We start from the raw sequence: 15,910 nt of genomic DNA, 5'->3' as shown, positions 1-15,910 counted from the left end.
AGACCCATGTCCACCCCACCCTCGAAGGTCCTGGTCCCCGCCGAGGACCTGCGCGCCTTCTGCGCCGCCCTCCTGGAGAAGGGCGGCCTGAGCGCCGGGCACGCCCGCACCACGGCCGACGTGTTCGTCTGGGCAGCCCTGCGCGGCGTCGACTCGCACGGCGTCGCCCGCGTCCCCGCCTACCTCGACCTGCTGGCCAAGGGCGTCGCCAACGCGGGCGCCGTCCTCGGCGTCGAGTCGACGACCCCGGCCGCGGCGGTCCTGGACGCCGACCGCGCGCCCGGCCCGGTGGCCCTGAGCGCCGCCGCCGAGGAGGCGGTACGGCGGGCCCGGCAGACCGGCATCGCCTCCGTGGGCGTACGGCGCACCGTGCACACCGGCGCCATCGGCTACTACGTCGCCAGGATCGCCGAGCAGGGCCTGATCGGCATCGGCTTCGTGGCCGGCATGCCCACCATGGGCTACACCGGCGTCAAGGGCGCCGCGGTCGCCACCAGCCCGCTCGCCATCGCCGTACCGGCCCGCGACCACGCCCCCGTCCTGCTCGACATGGCCACCGCCACCATCGCCCTCGGCAGGATCCGCCAGGCGAAGGCGAGCGGCACCCCGCTGCCCGAGGGCGCGGCCGCCACCGGGGACGGCACGCCGACCACCGACCCGGAACTGGCGGTCATGCCGCTGCCGTTGGGCGGCGCCAAGGGCTCCGGCATGTCCCTCGCCTTCGAGCTGCTGACCAGCGTCCTGGTCGGCGCGCCGATCTTCTCGTCCTTCCACTCGGACGACCCGGCCGGCCGCGAGCACCGCCAGAACGCCCTGCTGATCGCCGTCGACCCGGCGGCCTTCGGCGACGCGGACACCTTCGCGGCGGACGTCGACACGACCCTGGACACCCTCAAGGGCCTGCCGGTGGCGGACGGCGCCGACGGGGTCTACTACCCGGGGGAGCGCAGCGCGTCGGTGGCCGCGCAGAGGGGTGCGAAAGGCATCCCGGTGGCACCGAAGGTGCGCCGCGACCTGACCGAGCACGCCGAGAGGCTGGGGGTGCCGCTGCCGGGCGCACTGGCCTAGTTCCCGACGCGGAGTTCCCCGCTGTCCTCAGGGGCGCGGGGCACTGTGCGACCGGTCCCCGCACTCCGGTGGCCGCCGGCAGCCGGGAGGCCCGGGCTCCCCGGGCGCTGAAACCCTCCGCAGCGGCCCGTCCGGCACCGCTCCGGCACCGGCGTGCGCCACACACGCGGCCCGCTGCGCGCTCTCGATCATCTCCTCGCTGTCGGACGCCGCGTTCGCCAGGCTCGTGCAGCACAGGACGAGCAGCAGCGCACCGCCGACGAAGGGCAGGGCCCGGCGGGGCGGGGGCGGATCGAGCAGGGCCCGCACCCGCTGCGGTACGGCGCCCCCGGTCGCCGCCAGCTGCCGGCGTGGCGGTTGGGCGGAGGCGAGCGCCGCCCGGCCGACCGAGCGGGCGACGGTACGGCGGTCGCCGACGTGCGCGGCGGCCTCCTCGTCGGCCCAGCGCTCCAGGATGAAGGTGCCCGTGTCCGCGAGCGGGCGCAGCAGCGGGCTGACGGCGGCGGTGAGCCGCCACAGGGTCTGGAAGAGGTGGTGCCGGCCGCGCAGGTGCGCCCGTTCGTGGGCCAGCAGCGCCTCCCGCTCGCCGTCGGCGAGACAGCGCAGCATGCCCCGGGAGACCACGATCCGCCCGGGTGCCCCGGGCAGGGCGAAGGCGGTCGGCAACGCGTCGTCGAGGACGGCGAGTTCGGTGCCGCCGGGCAGCCGCCGGCACTCGCGGCGGGCCCACCGCAGGTGCCGTGCCTGGCGTACGGCGGCGACGGCGAGGCCGGTGCAGGAGCCGGCGAGGGCGAGGGCGGCGGCCGTGGCGACGGTGAGGTACACGGGGTCGTCGGCGCGCAGGGCCGCGACCGACCACCGTCCCTCCTCGGCCACCTCGGGAATCCGCGCGAACCCCGCGAACGCCAGCAGGGCCAGCGACCCGAGCCAGCCGAGCGCGGTCACCAGCGCGGCGCAGGCCAGCGCCCAGGCCGCCGGGCGCGGCGTCAGCCGCCGGGCCGGACGCGGGGCGAGCACCGCGAGGACGACGGTGACCAGGAGCGGGACGTAGACGCTGATCCGCATCGGTTCACGACCCCTGGCCGTGGGCTGCGGAACCCGGCCCGGTGTCGTGGTCGGCCAGCAGGCGGTGCAGCAACTCCTCGTCCTCACGCGACAGTTCGGACACGAAGCGGCTGAGGACCGCCTCGCGGTCGGAACCGTGCTCCAGTAGCGCGTGCATCTGCTCGGCGGTGTGGGACGCCTCGTCCCGTACGGGCGCGTAGGCGTAACCGCGGCCGGCCCGGTGCCGGGTCAGCATGCCCTTGTCGTGCAGCCGGGACAGGATCGTCAGCACGGTCGTGTAGGCGAGGTCGCCGGGCAGCCGGTCCAGGACCTGCCGCGCGGTCAGCGGCGCGTCGGCCGCCCACAGGGCGGCGAGCACCCCGCTCTCCAGCTCACCGCGCGCCCGCCTGCCGGAGGCTTCGCTCTCCCGGTCGTCCACCGCTCACCTCACCGTCCTTCGCCGCTCGGCGGCACAGCCTACCCGGCGCCTACTACGGCATGTAGAACAAGGACCCCCACCTGGGCTTTCCTCTGGACCAGCCCATCTACTACATCTTGTACGAGCTTACCTACTACATGTTGTAGAGTTTCGCCGCCTCACTCCACTCGCAGAGGAACAAGCCCATGCCCCACCTCGGAAGTACGGTGCATCTGCGCGCCCTGGCGCAGGCCGCCCTGGCGCCCCGTCCGGCGCGAACGCCCCGTCGGGCCACGCCCGGTGAACGCGTCGGGATCGTCTCGGCGAGCATCGGCGCAGGCCACGACGGCGCCGCGCGCGAACTGCACCGCCGACTCCTCGCACAGGGCGTCGCCGTCGACCGGTACGACCTGCTCGACCTGCTGCCCGCCCGGCTCGGCCGCGCCGTGCGGGACGGCTACCACCGGATGCTTGTCCGGGCGCCCTGGGCCTACCAGCGGGTCTACAGCAGCACCGAGCGCGCGGGGGGCGGCGGCCTGCTGGCCCGCGCCCTGCTGCGCAGCGCGGAGGAGCGGATGCTGCGCGCCCTGCCCGCGGACACCGGCGCCGTCGTCTCCACCTACCCGGGCGCCAGCCGGGTCCTGGGCCGGCTGCGGCTGACCGGGCGGCTGGGCGTGCCGGTGTTCACCTACCTCACCGACTTCTCGGTGCACCCGCTGTGGGTGGCCGACGGCGTGGACGTCCACCTCGCCGCCCACGCCGTGCCCGCCGCGCAGGCCCGGGCGCTCGGCGCGCGGGACGTCCGGGTCGCGGGGCCGGTCGTCGACCCGCGCTTCCGTCCCGCCGGACCGGACCGACGCAGCGCCGCACGGGCGCGGTTCGGGCTGCCGGAGAACGCGGCCCTCGCCCTGCTGGTGGCCGGTTCCTGGGGCGTCGGGCCGGTCCGGCAGGCGGCTTTGGAACTGCGCGAGTGCGGCGCGGCCGTGCCGGTCGTCGTCTGCGGCCGCAACACGGCGCTGGCCGGGCAACTGCGCGCCGACGGCATCGAGCACGTCCACGGCTGGGTCGACGACATGCCCGCCCTGATGCGCGCCGCCGACGTGCTCGTCCAGAACGCCGGGGGCCTGACCTCGCTGGAGGCGTGCGCTGCGGGCCTGCCGGTCGTCGGCTACCGCTGCATACCGGGGCACGGCCTGGCCAACGCCGCCGCGCTCGACGAGGCGGGGGTCGCCGCGTGGAACCGCGACCCGGCCGAACTCGGCGCGACCCTGGGCGAGTTGCTCGACGGACCACGCGGCCTGCTCCAACGCCAGGCGGGCCTGGCCCTGTTCGCCGCGGCGGGGCGAGGACCGGCGGACGAGATCGCACGGGCCTGCCGGGACGCCGGGGCGGTGGCGGACGGGGCGCGGCAGGCCGCGGTACGGCCGGACAAAGCCGTACGCCGGCTCGGCACCGCCCGAGCCGGCGTGGGCGCAAGTCCCCTCCCCGCAGTCCGGCTTGCGTCCCGCCCGGCGGCCCTGCGGCGTCTCGCCGTCACCGTCGTCGCCGCGTGTGCGGTGTGGGCCGGGGCCGTCGGAACCGCCGTCGCCACCACCGGGGCCGGCACCGGCGTCATCCACGCCATCGGCCACAGCCTCGACCTCGACGATCCGCCGCACACCGGCGCACACCACCCGGAGCACCGCTCGTGACCGCTGTACGCCTGCTCCGCACCGGCGCCCTCGCCGCCCTCCCGGTCGTCGCCGTCCACGCGGCACCCGTGCTGTCCGCCTTCGGCCCGCTGCGCAACCGCGCCATGCCGCGCCTCGCCGGCCGCGGCCGTCCCGACCACGTCGCGCTGACCTTCGACGACGGACCCGACCCCCTGTCTACCCCGTTCTTCCTCCGGGTCCTGGAGAAGCGGCAGGTCAAGGCCACCTTCTTCCTGCTCGGCAGCCAGGCGCGCCGCTCACCCGGCCTGGTGCGGGAGATCGCGGACGCCGGGCACGAGATCGCCGTCCACGGCTGGCTGCACCGCCCCCTGCTGCTGCGCGGCCCGCGCGCCACGTACGACGACCTCGCCCGCGCCCGCGACACCGTCGGCGCCCTCACCGGACGCCGGCCGAGCCTGTTCCGCCCGCCCTACGGCGTGATGTCCGCCGCCGCCCACCTCGCGGCCCGGCGCCTCGGTCTCACGCCGGTGCTGTGGACCTGCTGGGGCGAGGACTGGACCGCCCGCGCCACCCCGGACTCCGTCCACCGCACGGTCGTACGCGATCTGCACGGCGGCGGCACGATCCTGCTGCACGACTCCGACTGCACCTCGGCGCCGGGCGCGTGGCGCTCGGCGCTCGGCGCGCTGCCCCGCATCCTCGACACCTGCGCCGAGCGCGGGCTGCCGGTCGGCCCCCTGCGCGACCACCGGCCGCGACGGGCGTGATCAGCGGGCGCCGGCGCGCACCCCGTCCAGGGCGATGGACAGCACCCGGTCGCGCTGGGCGTCGTCGTCGAAGGCCGTCGCGGTGATCCCGGCGACCATCCGCAGCAGGTCGACGAAGTCCATGTCCTTGCGGGCCTCGCCGGCCTGCTGTGCCCGCTCGAACAGCGGCCCGCCCGCCGCGTACATCGACTCCCGGCAGGCCTGGAAGATCTCCGACTCGTCGTTGAGCGCCTCGCGCACCGCCCGCTTGGTCACCATGTAACCGGCGAACCGTCCCAGCCAGGCCGTCAGCGCCTCCCACGGCTCCAGCCCGGCGACCTCCCGGGCGACCCGGCACAGTTCGTTGACGTCGTCCGCGTACACGCTCTCGAACAGGTCCCGCCGGGTGGGGAAGTTGCGGTACAGCGTCCCGATGCCGACGCCCGCGCGGCGCGCGATGTCCTCCAGGGACGCCTCGGAGCCGTGCTCGGCGAACGCCTCGCGGGCCGCGTCCAGCAGGGCGTCGTAGTTGCGGGCGGCGTCCTTCCGGTGCGGGCGCCGGGACGCCACGATCTCGCCGACGGGGAACGTCACGGTTGCCTCCCGAGCACGACCGATACGGAGGGTTCCCTCCGCTACTTGAAGCGGAGGAGTGCCTCCGCTAGAGTGGAGGCGTACCTCCACTTTAGCAGTGCCAGGTGCGTCCACCACCTTTCCCGCGACCGCGCCCCGCGGCCGTCGGCGTGCCGGTGCCGTCCCCGTGGCGCACCAGGCCCGTACGACCGCGGCCCGAGGCCGCACCCCGTTCGGAGAGGCCCCTCATGCCCCGCACGTCCACCCGTCTCACCTTCACGGTCCTCGCGACCGGCGCCGGTGTCTTCGCGATGCTCCAGTCGCTCATCGCGCCGGCCCTGCCGACCGTGCAGCACGCGCTGCACACCTCCCAGTCCACCGCGACCTGGGTGATGACGGCCTACCTGCTGTCCGCCTCCGTCTTCACGCCCATCCTCGGCCGCGTCGGCGACCTGATCGGCAAGAAGCGCACCCTCGTCGCCGTTCTGCTCGTCGTGCTGGCCGGCTGTCTGATCGCCGCCCTCGCGCCGGACATCGGCACACTGATCGTCGCCCGGGTCGTCCAGGGCACCGGCGGCGCGCTGTTCCCGCTGTCCTTCGGCACCATCCGGGACGAGTTCCCCCCGTCCCGGGTCCCCGGCAGCATCAGCAACCTCTCCGCCGTGATCGCCGCGGGCGGCGGCGTCGGCATCGTGGCGGCCGGCCCGATCGTCTCCGCGCTCGACTACCGCTGGCTGTTCTGGATCCCCGTGGCCGTGGTCGCGGCCACCGTGCTCATCGCCTTCCGCTACGTCCCCGAGTCGCCCAACAGGGCGAAAGGCAGCGTCAGTTGGCTCGGCGCGGTACTGCTGTCGGCCTGGCTGGTCGCGCTGCTGCTGCCGCTGAGCCAGGCGGGCGTGTGGGGCTGGGGCTCCGCCCGGGTGATCGGCCTGTTCGCCGCCGCCGTCGTGCTGTTCGCGGCGTGGCTGCTGACCGAGGCCCGCTCCCGCACCCCGCTGATCGACCTGCGCGTGATGCGCCTGCCCGCCGTGTGGACCACCAACACCGCGGCGCTGCTGTTCGGCGCCGGCATGTACGCCCTGTGGTCCTTCCTCCCCGGCTTCGTGCAGACCCCGTCCGCCGCGGGCTACGGCTTCGGCGCCAGCGTCACGGCCTCCGGCCTGCTGATGCTGCCGATGCTGGTCGCGATGTTCCTCTCCGGCATCCTGAGCGGGCGCCTGGAGCCGGTGGTCGGCGCCAAGTCGCTGCTGACGACCGGTGCCGCGCTCGGCGCCCTCGCCCTCGGGCTCCTCGCCGCCTGGCACGCCGCCCAGTGGCAGATCGCCGTCGTCTCCGGCCTGTTCGGACTCGGCATCGGCCTCGCCTTCGCGTCCATGGCCAACCTGATCGTGGCCAGCGTCCCGGCCGACCAGACCGGTGCCGCGACCGGCATGAACGCCAACATCCGCACCATCGGCGGCTCCATCGGCGCCGCGCTGACCAGCGTCCTGGTCACCGGCCGGCTCCAGCCGTCCGGTCTGCCGTACGCCTCCGGCTACACCCACGGCTTCACCCTGCTCGCGGTGCTGTGCCTGGCGGCCGCGCTGGCGGCCCTGCTCGTGCCGACGGCACGACGGGCCCGTACGGCCGCCACCGCCCAGGGCGCCGGCGCGCGACGCGAGCCCGTGGCCTCGGCCGCGCGCGACTGACCCACCGCCGCCGCCCGCCCCGCCCCGGCCTGCCCGGCGGCGGGGCGGCACTCCCATGAGGTAGGGTTTACCTGCGTGTTCACGCGGTCCACCGCGGCGCACACGCACCGGGACGTGGCGCAGCTTGGTAGCGCACTTGACTGGGGGTCAAGGGGTCGCAGGTTCAAATCCTGTCGTCCCGACGGTGCGAAGGGCCCTCGCGGGCGGCAGCTCGCGAGGGCCCTTTTCGTGTGTTCGTGGCCGGAGCCCAGGACGTGTGCGCGGGCGGAGAGATCCAACTGCCGGACGACGCCTGCGACTTCTTCTCACCGAGGACGAGGCCGAAATGGCCCCGGACCACCTGGATGACGCCGGGGAGGGCCGAGATGCGCGTGCTCGGTCAGCTCCTGCCCGCCGGCGAAGGCGAACGGACAGGTCGGGGATGACGACGGCGGCTGGTGGCCGGCCCGAAGCCGACTCACCGGTCCGCCGGAGCGGTGGTGCCGAAGGTCCCGAGGGGAGGGTTCTGGTTCTGTGCCGGTACGGCGTCGGCGGGACGCGTGCACCCTGCTCCTCCGCGCAGGACGGCCGTGTGGGAGTTGACCATGGGCCAGGAGGCCGCGTGGACGGGCCCCTCGGCCCAGGCGCCGGTGACCGGCCTCTCGTGATGCTGGCGGGGACCGGCCGGGAGCAGCCACGAACCGCCGCTGCGGCTGTCCGGCTTCGTCTTCTCGTGTCCGGACGGCTCGTGTCCGTACGGCCGCGGCAGGCGCGGCGGGCTCCCGGTCCGGTCACCGCAGGTCACCACCGGTCACCGTCCGCCGCTCGCGCAGGCCGAGTTCGGGCACGCGGCGGGTGATCCGCGCCACCGCACCCGGCCGGTCCCACCGGCCACGAACCGCTGGAGACACCTTCATGAGTGCTCTCACCCTCGCCTCGGCCCCCGAGGACGCCACGGCCCTCGAAGCCGCGGAGGCCCATCACGTCCGTCTCGCGCGGGAGTTGGCAGGACAAGTGACGCTGCTGCTGACCGCCGTGGACCGGGACCCCGAGGCAGCCGAGAGGTTCCGGGCCGGTCTCGTCGCCTTCTGCGAGCGGGACGTCCTGCCGCACGCCGCCGCGGAGGAGGCCGTGCTCTATCCCGCCGCGCGCCGGCTGCCCGACAGCCGGCTGCTCGTGGAGAGCCTGATCGCGGAACACGGCTGTCTGGTCGCGCTCGTCGACGCCGTGCGGACCGCGCCGACCGTGACCGGCGCGGCGGCCGAGGCCCGGGCCCTTCAGGTGCTGTTCGAACAGCATGTGGCCAAGGAGAACGGCCTGGTACTGCCCCTGCTCGCCGTCGCCCCCGGCGTGGGACTGGCCGCGCTGCTCACGCGCCTGCGGAGAGCGGTGGGCGCGCCCGCGGGTGAGGCGAGGACACCGCCGTACCCCCACCGCCCGGTCCGCTCAGGGCCCTACCTTTCCTCCCCCTCCACCTTCCCTCCCCACACCTCCCGCCCGAACGAACAGAACAAGGAAGACACGTCATGCACACAGCGCACCGCTGGACCGGCCCCCTCGTCGGCGCGACGGGTGCCGCCCTCCTGGTCGCCGGGCCCGTGATGATCCTGCGCGGTCGCGGCGGCCGTCAGGAGATCCGCGGTGAACTCGCCGCCCAGCGGATCACGTTCCCGCACCACGGCCTGCCCGCCCACCTCGCCCCGCTCGCCGGCCGCCGTGTGGAGAACGGGCCGCAGGCCCACGCCTACGCCGAGCTGATCAAGGACCATGTCGTCCAGGCGACCGGTGGCCGCACCTACGCCGAGATCACCGACGAACTGCACGCCACCGGCGGTGACGACGAGAAACTCGCCCGGCTGCGGCAGACCGCCTTCATGGGCGAGACGTTGCGCGGCTCGCTGCTGTCCGCGTATCAGGCCTGGCACCTCACCACGTTGGTCACCGGCCTGGGCGCCGCGCTGACCGGCCTGGGAGCGGCGCTGGTGGCGACGGCGGACACCCTCCGCACGGACCGCCGGCGGCCCTGAACAGCCCGCGGCGGCCCTGAACAGCCCGCGGCGGGACGAAGGCCCTTCGGCCCACCGGCGAGGGAACATCGGCCGCCGCACCCGCCCCGGCCGATGCCGGAGGCCGGCTCCGACCGGTCCGGAGGACTTCGTACGAGGGCGTCACCCGGGCCTCGCTGGCCGACCCGGGCTACGGCCGCCCCCTCGCCGCCGATGTCGCCCTGTTCTGCCTGGTCAGGCTCGCCGCGGCCGGCCACGGCCCCGCCTACGCCAAGGCCGCCCCGAACCGGCCCGCGCCCTGGCCGTCGCGTCCCTGACCGGCTCGCTGGGCCTCGTGCTGCACGCCGCCGCCCTGCCCGCCACCTGACCGGACGTGCGAAAGAAGGCAGGATCCCATGACGCAGACCCGTGAGCTGGACGCGACCGCGGTGGACATGCTGCTCGCGGCGGCGGTGGCCGCTCCGTCTCTCCACAACACCCAGCCCTGGCGCTTCCGCCTCCTGCCGGACGGCCGGACCCTGGAGGTCCGCGCGGTGCCGGAGCGGCTGCTGCCGCTGGCCGACCCGGACGGCCGCGCCCAGCACCTGTCCGTGGGCGCGGCCCTGTTCAACCTCCGGCTCGCCGCCGGGCACGCGGGCCTCCGGCCGGACGTACGACTGCTGCCCGACCGCGACCGCCCCGACGTGCTGGCTGCCGTCCGGCTCGGCGCCCCGACCGGTCCGTACGCCGCAGCCCGCGAGCGGGGGGCGGGGCCGTACGACCTGTACGACGCCATCGCGCTACGGCACACCAGCCGGATGCCGTTCACCGGCCGCCCGGTGCCGGAGCCGGTCGTGGCGCGGATGACCGCGGCCGCGCAGGCCGTGGGCGCGCGGCTGCACCTGCCGGACATCGCCGCGACCCGGCGCCTGCTGCGCCTGACCGCCGTCGCCGAGGCCCGCAACCACGCGGCGGCGGCACGGCTCGCGGAGACCCGCGGCTGGATCACGCCGCCGGGGACGGACCGCCCGTACGGCATTCCGTTCACCGCCCTCGGCCCGCCGGACGCCGCCGGGCGCATGCCGGTACGGGACTTCACCGGCCCCCTGCCCGCGCCGCGCCGGCCCGCCCTCCGCTTCGAACGCCACGTCCAGGTGGCCCTGCTGTGGACCGCGCGCGACCGGCGGGAGGACTGGCTGAACGCCGGCCAGGCCCTGCAGCACGTGCTGCTCACGGCGACCGCGCACGGCGTGCGGACCTCGCTCCTGCACCAGGCCATGGAGTGGCCGGACCTGCGCGTGGCGGCCGCCCCCGCGGGCCGACGCTGCCACCCCCACCTGCTGATCCGCTTCGGCTACGGCCCCGACGGCACACCCACGCCCCGCGCGCGCCCCCGGGCCACCGCCACGGGTTCCTCGCCGACGCCCGGGACTCCACCGTTCACGCCGGTCACGTCTCGAAGGGCGTCCCCATGACCTCCCGCCCGGTCACCATCTCGGGTGCGATGCGCACGAACACGCCGTCGTGCGAGGCCACCCACGAGCGCGGACCGGTGCGGGACAGCCGTTCGTGTTCGGCGGGGTCGGTCACCACGCTCGCCCGGCCGGTGACGACCACGCTCCAGCCGGACCGGCGGTCGGTGTCGAAGTCGTCGGCCTCGAAGGCGACGACGACGCCGTCCACCGCCCGGACGAGGTCCGAGCGCGGCGAGGTCCGCAGCAGCACGGCGGAGTCCGTGTCCAGGGAGAAGTTGACCGGCAGCACCGCGGGCAGCGCGTGCCGGGTGTAGACGACACGGCCGACCGGCGCCTTGGCCAACAGTCGCAGACACTCCTGCCGGTCGAGTGCGCGAAAGCCGTCGTGATGGAACATCAGTCCATGCTCACTCCCACTGCGGCCCCGCGTTAGGGCCGGACGGCCCTCATCCCGACGTGCCGTGCCGTCGTCACCGCATCCCCCGGCCGCCTGCCATTTCGGCCACCGGCCCGGAGTCTCGGCCGCTGGCCTGGAGTCTCGGCCGCTGGCCTGGAGTTTCGGTCACCGACCTGGAGTCTCGGCCGCTGGCCTGGAGTTTCGGTCACCGGGCTGGAGTCTCGGCCGCTGGCCTGGCGTTTCGGTCACCGGGCTGGAGTCTCGGCCGCCGGGCTGGAGTCTCGGCCGCTGGCCTGGGGTTTCGGTCACCGGGCTGGAGTCTCGGCCGCTGGCCTGGGGTTTCGGTCACCGGGCTGGAGTCTCGGCCGCTGGCCTGGAGTTTCGGTCACCGACCTGGAGTCTCGGCCGCCGGCCCGGAGTCTCGGCCACAGGCCCGGAGCCTCGGCCACTCCACCGCGCTTCGGCGGCCGTCCTGTGCTTCGGCCGCCCGCCCGCCATCCCCCTGACGGCAGTCATGCCCGCCTCGCCCGGCCGCCGTCCCTCACCCCGGTCGTCGTGCCCGCTTCGTCCGCCGTCCCTCACCCCGCCCGTCGTCCCCGCCCCGTCCGCCGTCCCTCACCCGTCCGCCGTCCCTCACCCGACCGTCACGCCTTGCCCGGCCGCCGTCCCTCACCCCGCCCGTCGCCCCCGCCCCGCCCGCCGTCCCTCACCCCGCCCATCGTCCCCGCCCCCGCGGATGGACCCCGTCCGGTCGGGTGTGAACCCGGGACCGCCGGGCCGGGGGACGGGGACCGGACGGCCCACGTCAGACGGGAGGCCGGGCGGCGACAGTGGCAGCGGATCACCGGAACGCGGCAACAACCACCGCGGCCCGACGGCCCACGGCCCGGACCGCGGACCGCGGACCGCGGACCACGGACCACGACAAGAGGACGACACCGATGTGCGAGTACTGCGGCTGCCAGGCACTGGAATCCATCGACCAACTGACCCTGGAGCACGAGACGGTCGTGACGCTCATCAGCCGCGTACGCGACGCCCGGCGCGACGGAAAGATCGCGTACATGGCCGAACTGGCCCGCGAGATCGCCACCGTACTGACCCCGCACACCCTGGTGGAGGAACAGGGCCTTTTCCCCGCCCTGGCCGCCGAGTTCCCCGAGAAGATCGCCGCGCTGGAGGACGAGCACCGGCGCGTCGAGGAGGTGCTGGCCGAGGCGAACGGTCCCTTCCTGACCGACCCGGACTGGCCCGGGCGGCTCGTCGAGGCCCTCGACCTGCTGCGCGAGCACATCCTCAAGGAGCAGGACGGCGTCTTCCCCGCCGCGCTGGCCCTGCTGAGCACCGAGCAGTGGGAGGCCGTGGAGGCGGTCCGCGCCCGGGTCGGCACCTGGCTGCCGGAATCGGCCGCGTGACTCCACACCCCACACCGCACACGCCACACCCACACCCCGCAACCCACACCCACACCCCGCAACCCACACCCCCACCCCGCACCCGCACGCCGACGCGGACGACCGCCGACCACGGCTGTCGACTATGGCCGAAACCGCACCCTCGCGCGTCATTGACGGCCGCCCCACACCCCCCTACGGTCACGGCGACGAATCGATCTGAAACGATTCAACCCCTTCTTCGGAGGTCAGCCGTGATCAGCAGAAGGAACATCCTCGCGACCGCCGCCGCCACGATGGGCGTCATGGCCGCCGGCACAGGACCGGCCGGGGCGGCGTCCGGACCGGGCGGCGGGCGGGCCGGCGCGAGTGCCCTGCGGATCACCTCCCCGACCGTCGAGTACGCGCAGCGCCCCCTCGGCCTCGACGCGACCCGCCCGCGCCTGAGCTGGCCGCTGGCCTCGGCCAGACCGGGACAGCGGCAGAGCGCCTACCAGGTGCGCGTCGCCACCAGCGCCGCCGGGCTGTCCCGTCCGGACGTGTGGGACAGCGGCCGGGTCGTCTCGGGAGACTCCGTCCTCGTGCCGTACGCAGGGCCCCGACTCAGGCCCCGTACGCGCTACTTCTGGTCGGTGCGGGTCTGGGACGCCGACGGCCGCGTCTCGGAGTGGAGCGCCCCGGAGTGGTGGGAGACCGGCCTGATGGACGCCGCCCAGTGGTCGGCCGAGTGGATCTCCGCTCCCGCGGTCCTCACCGACGCCCCGTCCCTGGAGGGCAGTTCGTGGATCTGGTATCCGGAGGGCGACCCCGCGAGCAGCGTTCCGGCGGCCACCCGCTGGTTCCGCCGCACCGTCGACCTGCCGGCCGGCATCACCGCGGCCACCCTGGTCGTCAGCGCGGACAACGTCTACGAACTCTCCCTCAACGGCACCGAGTTGGCGCACACCGACCTGGAGACCGACAACGAGGACTGGCGCCGCCCGGCCGTCCTCGACGTCCTGGACCACGTGCGCCCGGGCGCCGCCAACACGCTGGCCGTCGCCGCCACCAACGCCACCGCCGGACCCGCCGGGCTGATCGGCGTCCTGATCGTCACCACCCCCTCCGGCGAGCAGCGGATCGCCACCGACGCCACGTGGAAGGCCGCGGACCGGGAACCGTCCGGCGACTGGCGGGCCGTGGACTTCGACGACACCGCCTGGCCGGCGGCCCGCGTGGCCGCGGCCTGGGGCGGCGGACCGTGGGGCCGGATCGCGCCGGTCGTCTCCGCCGCCCGCCAGCTGCGCCACGAGTTCCGGCTGCCGCGCAGGAAGGTCACCCGCGCCCGCCTCTACGCCACCGCCCTCGGCCTGTACGAGGCCCACCTCAACGGCACCCGCGTGGGCCGCGACCGGCTCGCCCCCGGCTGGACCGACTACCGCACACGCGTGCAGTACCAGACCTACGACGTCACCGACGCCGTGCGCCCCGGCGCCAACGCCCTCGGCGTCCTCCTGGCGCCCGGCTGGTACGCGGGCAACGTCGGCATGTTCGGCCCGCACCAGTACGGCGAAGTCCCGGCGCTTCTGGCCCAGTTGGAGGTCGACTACGCCGACGGGACGAGCGAGCGCGTCACCTCCGACGCCGACTGGCGGGCCGCCGCCGGCCCGATCCTCTCCGCCGACCTGCTGTCGGGCGAGACCTACGACGCCCGCAAGGAGACCGCCGGTTGGACCTCGCCCGGCTTCGACGACGGCTCCTGGCTCGCGGTGCGCCGGTCCGGCAACGATGTCCCGCCGCTGGTCGTCGCCCAGGCCGACGCACCCGTACGCGTCGAACGGGAGCTGACGGCCCAGGAGATCACCGAACCGGAACCGGGCGTGTACGTCGTCGACCTCGGCCAGAACATGGTCGGCTCGGTACGGCTGCGCGTCTCGGGCGAGGCCGGAACCACCGTACGGCTGCGGCACGCGGAGGTGCTCAACCCCGACGGCACGCTCTACACCGCGAACCTCCGGTCGGCCGCCGCCACGGACACGTACACCCTCAAGGGCGGCGGCGAGGAGGTCTACGAACCGCGCTTCACCTTCCACGGGTTCCGCTACGTCGAGGTGACCGGATTCCCCGGACGGCCGACGACCGCGTCCGTCACCGGACGGGTGATGCACACCTCCGCGCCCTTCACGTTCACCTTCGAAACCGACGTGCCGATGCTCAACCAGCTGCACAGCAACATCACCTGGGGGCAGCGCGGCAACTTCCTCTCCATCCCGACCGACACCCCCGCCCGCGACGAACGGCTCGGCTGGACGGGCGACATCAACGTCTTCGCGCCCACGGCCGCCTACACGATGGAGTCGGCCCGCTTCCTCACCAAGTGGCTCGTCGATCTGCGCGACGCGCAGCGGACGGACGGCGCGTTCACCGACGTGGCCCCCGACGTCGGCGGCCTCGGCAGCGGCACCGCGGGCTGGGGCGACGCGGGGGTCACGGTCCCCTGGACCCTGTACCAGGCCTACGGCGACCGGCAGGTGCTCGCGGACGCCTGGCCGTCGGTGCGGGCCTGGCTGCGCTACCTGGAGGACCACAGCGACGGACTGCTGCGGCCGGCCGCCGGATACGGCGACTGGCTCAACGTCTCCGACGAGACGCCCAAGGACGTGATCGCGACCGCGTACTTCGCGCACGCCGCCGACCTCGCGGCCCGGATGGCAACGGAGTTGGGCGAGGACGCGGCACCCTACACCGGCCTGCTGACGCGCATCCGCGGCGCCTTCCAGGCGGCGTACGTCACCTCCGACGGGAAGGTGAAGGGCGACACGCAGACGGCCTACGTGCTCGCCCTCTCCATGGACCTGCTGCCGGACGGGTTGCGCAAGCCGGCCGCCGACCGCCTGGTGGCGCTCGTCGAGGCGCGGGACTGGCACCTGTCGACCGGTTTCCTCGGCACTCCGCGGCTGCTGCCGGTGCTCACCGAGACCGGGCACACCGATGTCGCCTACCGGCTGCTGCACCAGCGCACCTACCCCAGTTGGGGCTACCAGATCGACCGGGGCGCGACCACCATGTGGGAACGCTGGGACTCCATCGAGCCGGACGGCGGCTTCGAGTCCCCGTCGATGAACTCCTTCAACCACTACGCCTACGGCTCGGTGGGGGAGTGGATGTACGCCAACATCGCCGGCATCGCCCCCGGCGCGGCGGGCTACCGGCGCATCGTCATCCGCCCCCGCCCGGGCGGCCAGGTCACCACCGCCCGGGCCACGTTCACGTCCCTCTACGGCCCCGTCTCCACCCGCTGGCGGCAGCGCTCCGACGAGTTCACCCTCTCCTGCGAGGTGCCGCCCAACACCACCGCCGAGGTGTGGATCCCCACCGACCGCGCCGACCGCGTCGAGCACACCCACGGGACGTTCGTCCGCGCGCAGGACGGCTTCGCGGTCTTCGAGGTCGGCTCGGGAAGCCACCGCTTCACCGCCTGACCACGGGCACGGCGGGGTCGGTCGCCGGCG

The 15,910-nt window shown here is 74.8% G+C and carries 14 protein-coding genes and 1 tRNA gene; 10 read left to right on the top strand and 5 right to left on the bottom strand.

The window, feature by feature from the left end; translation table 11 throughout:
* Positions 1 to 6 precede the first annotated feature (6 nt).
* Positions 7 to 1,068 (top strand): Ldh family oxidoreductase, encoded by a 1,062-nt coding sequence (locus ACYF6T_RS02795; RefSeq protein ID WP_461693065.1) that lies wholly within the window; start codon positions 7 to 9, stop codon positions 1,066 to 1,068.
* A 27-nt stretch (positions 1,069 to 1,095) separates the two neighbouring features.
* Here ACYF6T_RS02795 and ACYF6T_RS02790 read toward each other — a convergent pair whose 3' ends face one another.
* The gene (locus tag ACYF6T_RS02790) at positions 1,096 to 2,133 is read right to left on the bottom strand and encodes a M56 family metallopeptidase (protein WP_461693063.1); all 1,038 of its coding nucleotides are present in this window, start codon (positions 2,131 to 2,133) and stop codon (positions 1,096 to 1,098) included.
* A 4-nt stretch (positions 2,134 to 2,137) separates the two neighbouring features.
* Positions 2,138 to 2,551, bottom strand: coding sequence for a BlaI/MecI/CopY family transcriptional regulator (locus ACYF6T_RS02785; protein WP_461693062.1), 414 nt, complete (start codon positions 2,549 to 2,551; stop codon positions 2,138 to 2,140).
* 185 nt (positions 2,552 to 2,736) lie between these two features.
* On the opposite strand from ACYF6T_RS02785, the gene ACYF6T_RS02780 reads away from it, so the two are divergent.
* Both ACYF6T_RS02780 and ACYF6T_RS02775 read left to right on the top strand, forming a co-directional pair.
* Positions 2,737 to 4,221, top strand: coding sequence for a glycosyltransferase (locus tag ACYF6T_RS02780; protein WP_461693061.1), 1,485 nt, complete (start codon positions 2,737 to 2,739; stop codon positions 4,219 to 4,221).
* Positions 4,218 to 4,949, top strand: a complete 732-nt coding sequence (locus tag ACYF6T_RS02775) for a polysaccharide deacetylase family protein (RefSeq protein WP_461693060.1) — start codon at positions 4,218 to 4,220, stop codon at positions 4,947 to 4,949. Before ACYF6T_RS02780 ends, ACYF6T_RS02775 begins: the two co-directional genes overlap by 4 nt.
* Here the strand turns inward: ACYF6T_RS02775 and ACYF6T_RS02770 are convergent, their stop codons facing one another.
* Positions 4,950 to 5,522 carry a TetR/AcrR family transcriptional regulator gene (locus ACYF6T_RS02770; RefSeq protein WP_461693059.1) on the bottom strand — a complete coding sequence of 191 codons (573 nt, stop codon included), beginning with the start codon at positions 5,520 to 5,522 and terminating at the stop codon, positions 4,950 to 4,952.
* Between the two features lie 227 nt (positions 5,523 to 5,749).
* Between ACYF6T_RS02770 and ACYF6T_RS02765 the strand changes: the two genes are divergently transcribed.
* A complete protein-coding gene (locus ACYF6T_RS02765; protein ID WP_461693058.1) occupies positions 5,750 to 7,189 on the top strand; it encodes an MFS transporter in 1,440 nt (479 codons plus the stop codon).
* Positions 7,190 to 7,297: 108 nt separating this feature from the next.
* A tRNA-Pro gene (locus ACYF6T_RS02760) sits at positions 7,298 to 7,371 on the top strand.
* Between the two features lie 588 nt (positions 7,372 to 7,959).
* Here ACYF6T_RS02760 and ACYF6T_RS02755 read toward each other — a convergent pair.
* Entirely contained in the window at positions 7,960 to 8,085 is a 126-nt protein-coding gene (locus tag ACYF6T_RS02755; protein ID WP_461693056.1) for a hypothetical protein, read from the bottom strand.
* On the opposite strand from ACYF6T_RS02755, the gene ACYF6T_RS02750 reads away from it, so the two are divergent.
* From ACYF6T_RS02750 to ACYF6T_RS02740, 3 genes are all read left to right on the top strand, one after another.
* The gene (locus ACYF6T_RS02750) at positions 8,084 to 8,770 is read left to right on the top strand and encodes a hemerythrin domain-containing protein (RefSeq protein WP_461693055.1); all 687 of its coding nucleotides are present in this window, start codon (positions 8,084 to 8,086) and stop codon (positions 8,768 to 8,770) included. The genes ACYF6T_RS02755 and ACYF6T_RS02750 overlap by 2 nt on opposite strands.
* On the top strand, positions 8,695 to 9,195 hold the full coding sequence (locus ACYF6T_RS02745; protein WP_461693054.1) for a hypothetical protein: 501 nt from the start codon (positions 8,695 to 8,697) through the stop codon (positions 9,193 to 9,195). Before ACYF6T_RS02750 ends, ACYF6T_RS02745 begins: the two co-directional genes overlap by 76 nt.
* A 374-nt stretch (positions 9,196 to 9,569) precedes the next feature.
* Positions 9,570 to 10,628 carry an Acg family FMN-binding oxidoreductase gene (locus ACYF6T_RS02740; RefSeq protein WP_461693052.1) on the top strand — a complete coding sequence of 353 codons (1,059 nt, stop codon included), beginning with the start codon at positions 9,570 to 9,572 and terminating at the stop codon, positions 10,626 to 10,628.
* Here ACYF6T_RS02740 and ACYF6T_RS02735 read toward each other — a convergent pair.
* On the bottom strand, positions 10,603 to 11,025 hold the full coding sequence (locus ACYF6T_RS02735; protein ID WP_461693050.1) for a pyridoxamine 5'-phosphate oxidase family protein: 423 nt from the start codon (positions 11,023 to 11,025) through the stop codon (positions 10,603 to 10,605). The genes ACYF6T_RS02740 and ACYF6T_RS02735 overlap by 26 nt on opposite strands.
* A gap of 941 nt (positions 11,026 to 11,966) precedes the next feature.
* On the opposite strand from ACYF6T_RS02735, the gene ACYF6T_RS02730 reads away from it, so the two are divergent.
* Complete coding sequence (locus ACYF6T_RS02730; RefSeq protein ID WP_461693049.1) at positions 11,967 to 12,440, top strand: hemerythrin domain-containing protein; 474 nt, start codon at positions 11,967 to 11,969, stop codon at positions 12,438 to 12,440.
* Between the two features lie 233 nt (positions 12,441 to 12,673).
* Positions 12,674 to 15,880 (top strand): alpha-L-rhamnosidase, encoded by a 3,207-nt coding sequence (locus ACYF6T_RS02725; RefSeq protein ID WP_461693047.1) that lies wholly within the window; start codon positions 12,674 to 12,676, stop codon positions 15,878 to 15,880.
* Positions 15,881 to 15,910: the final 30 nt, after the last annotated feature.

This window comes from Streptomyces sp. 7R007 (genome assembly GCF_054850255.1).
Note: the sequence above shows the minus strand (reverse complement) of the source record. Positions and strands in the feature narration are given on the sequence as shown.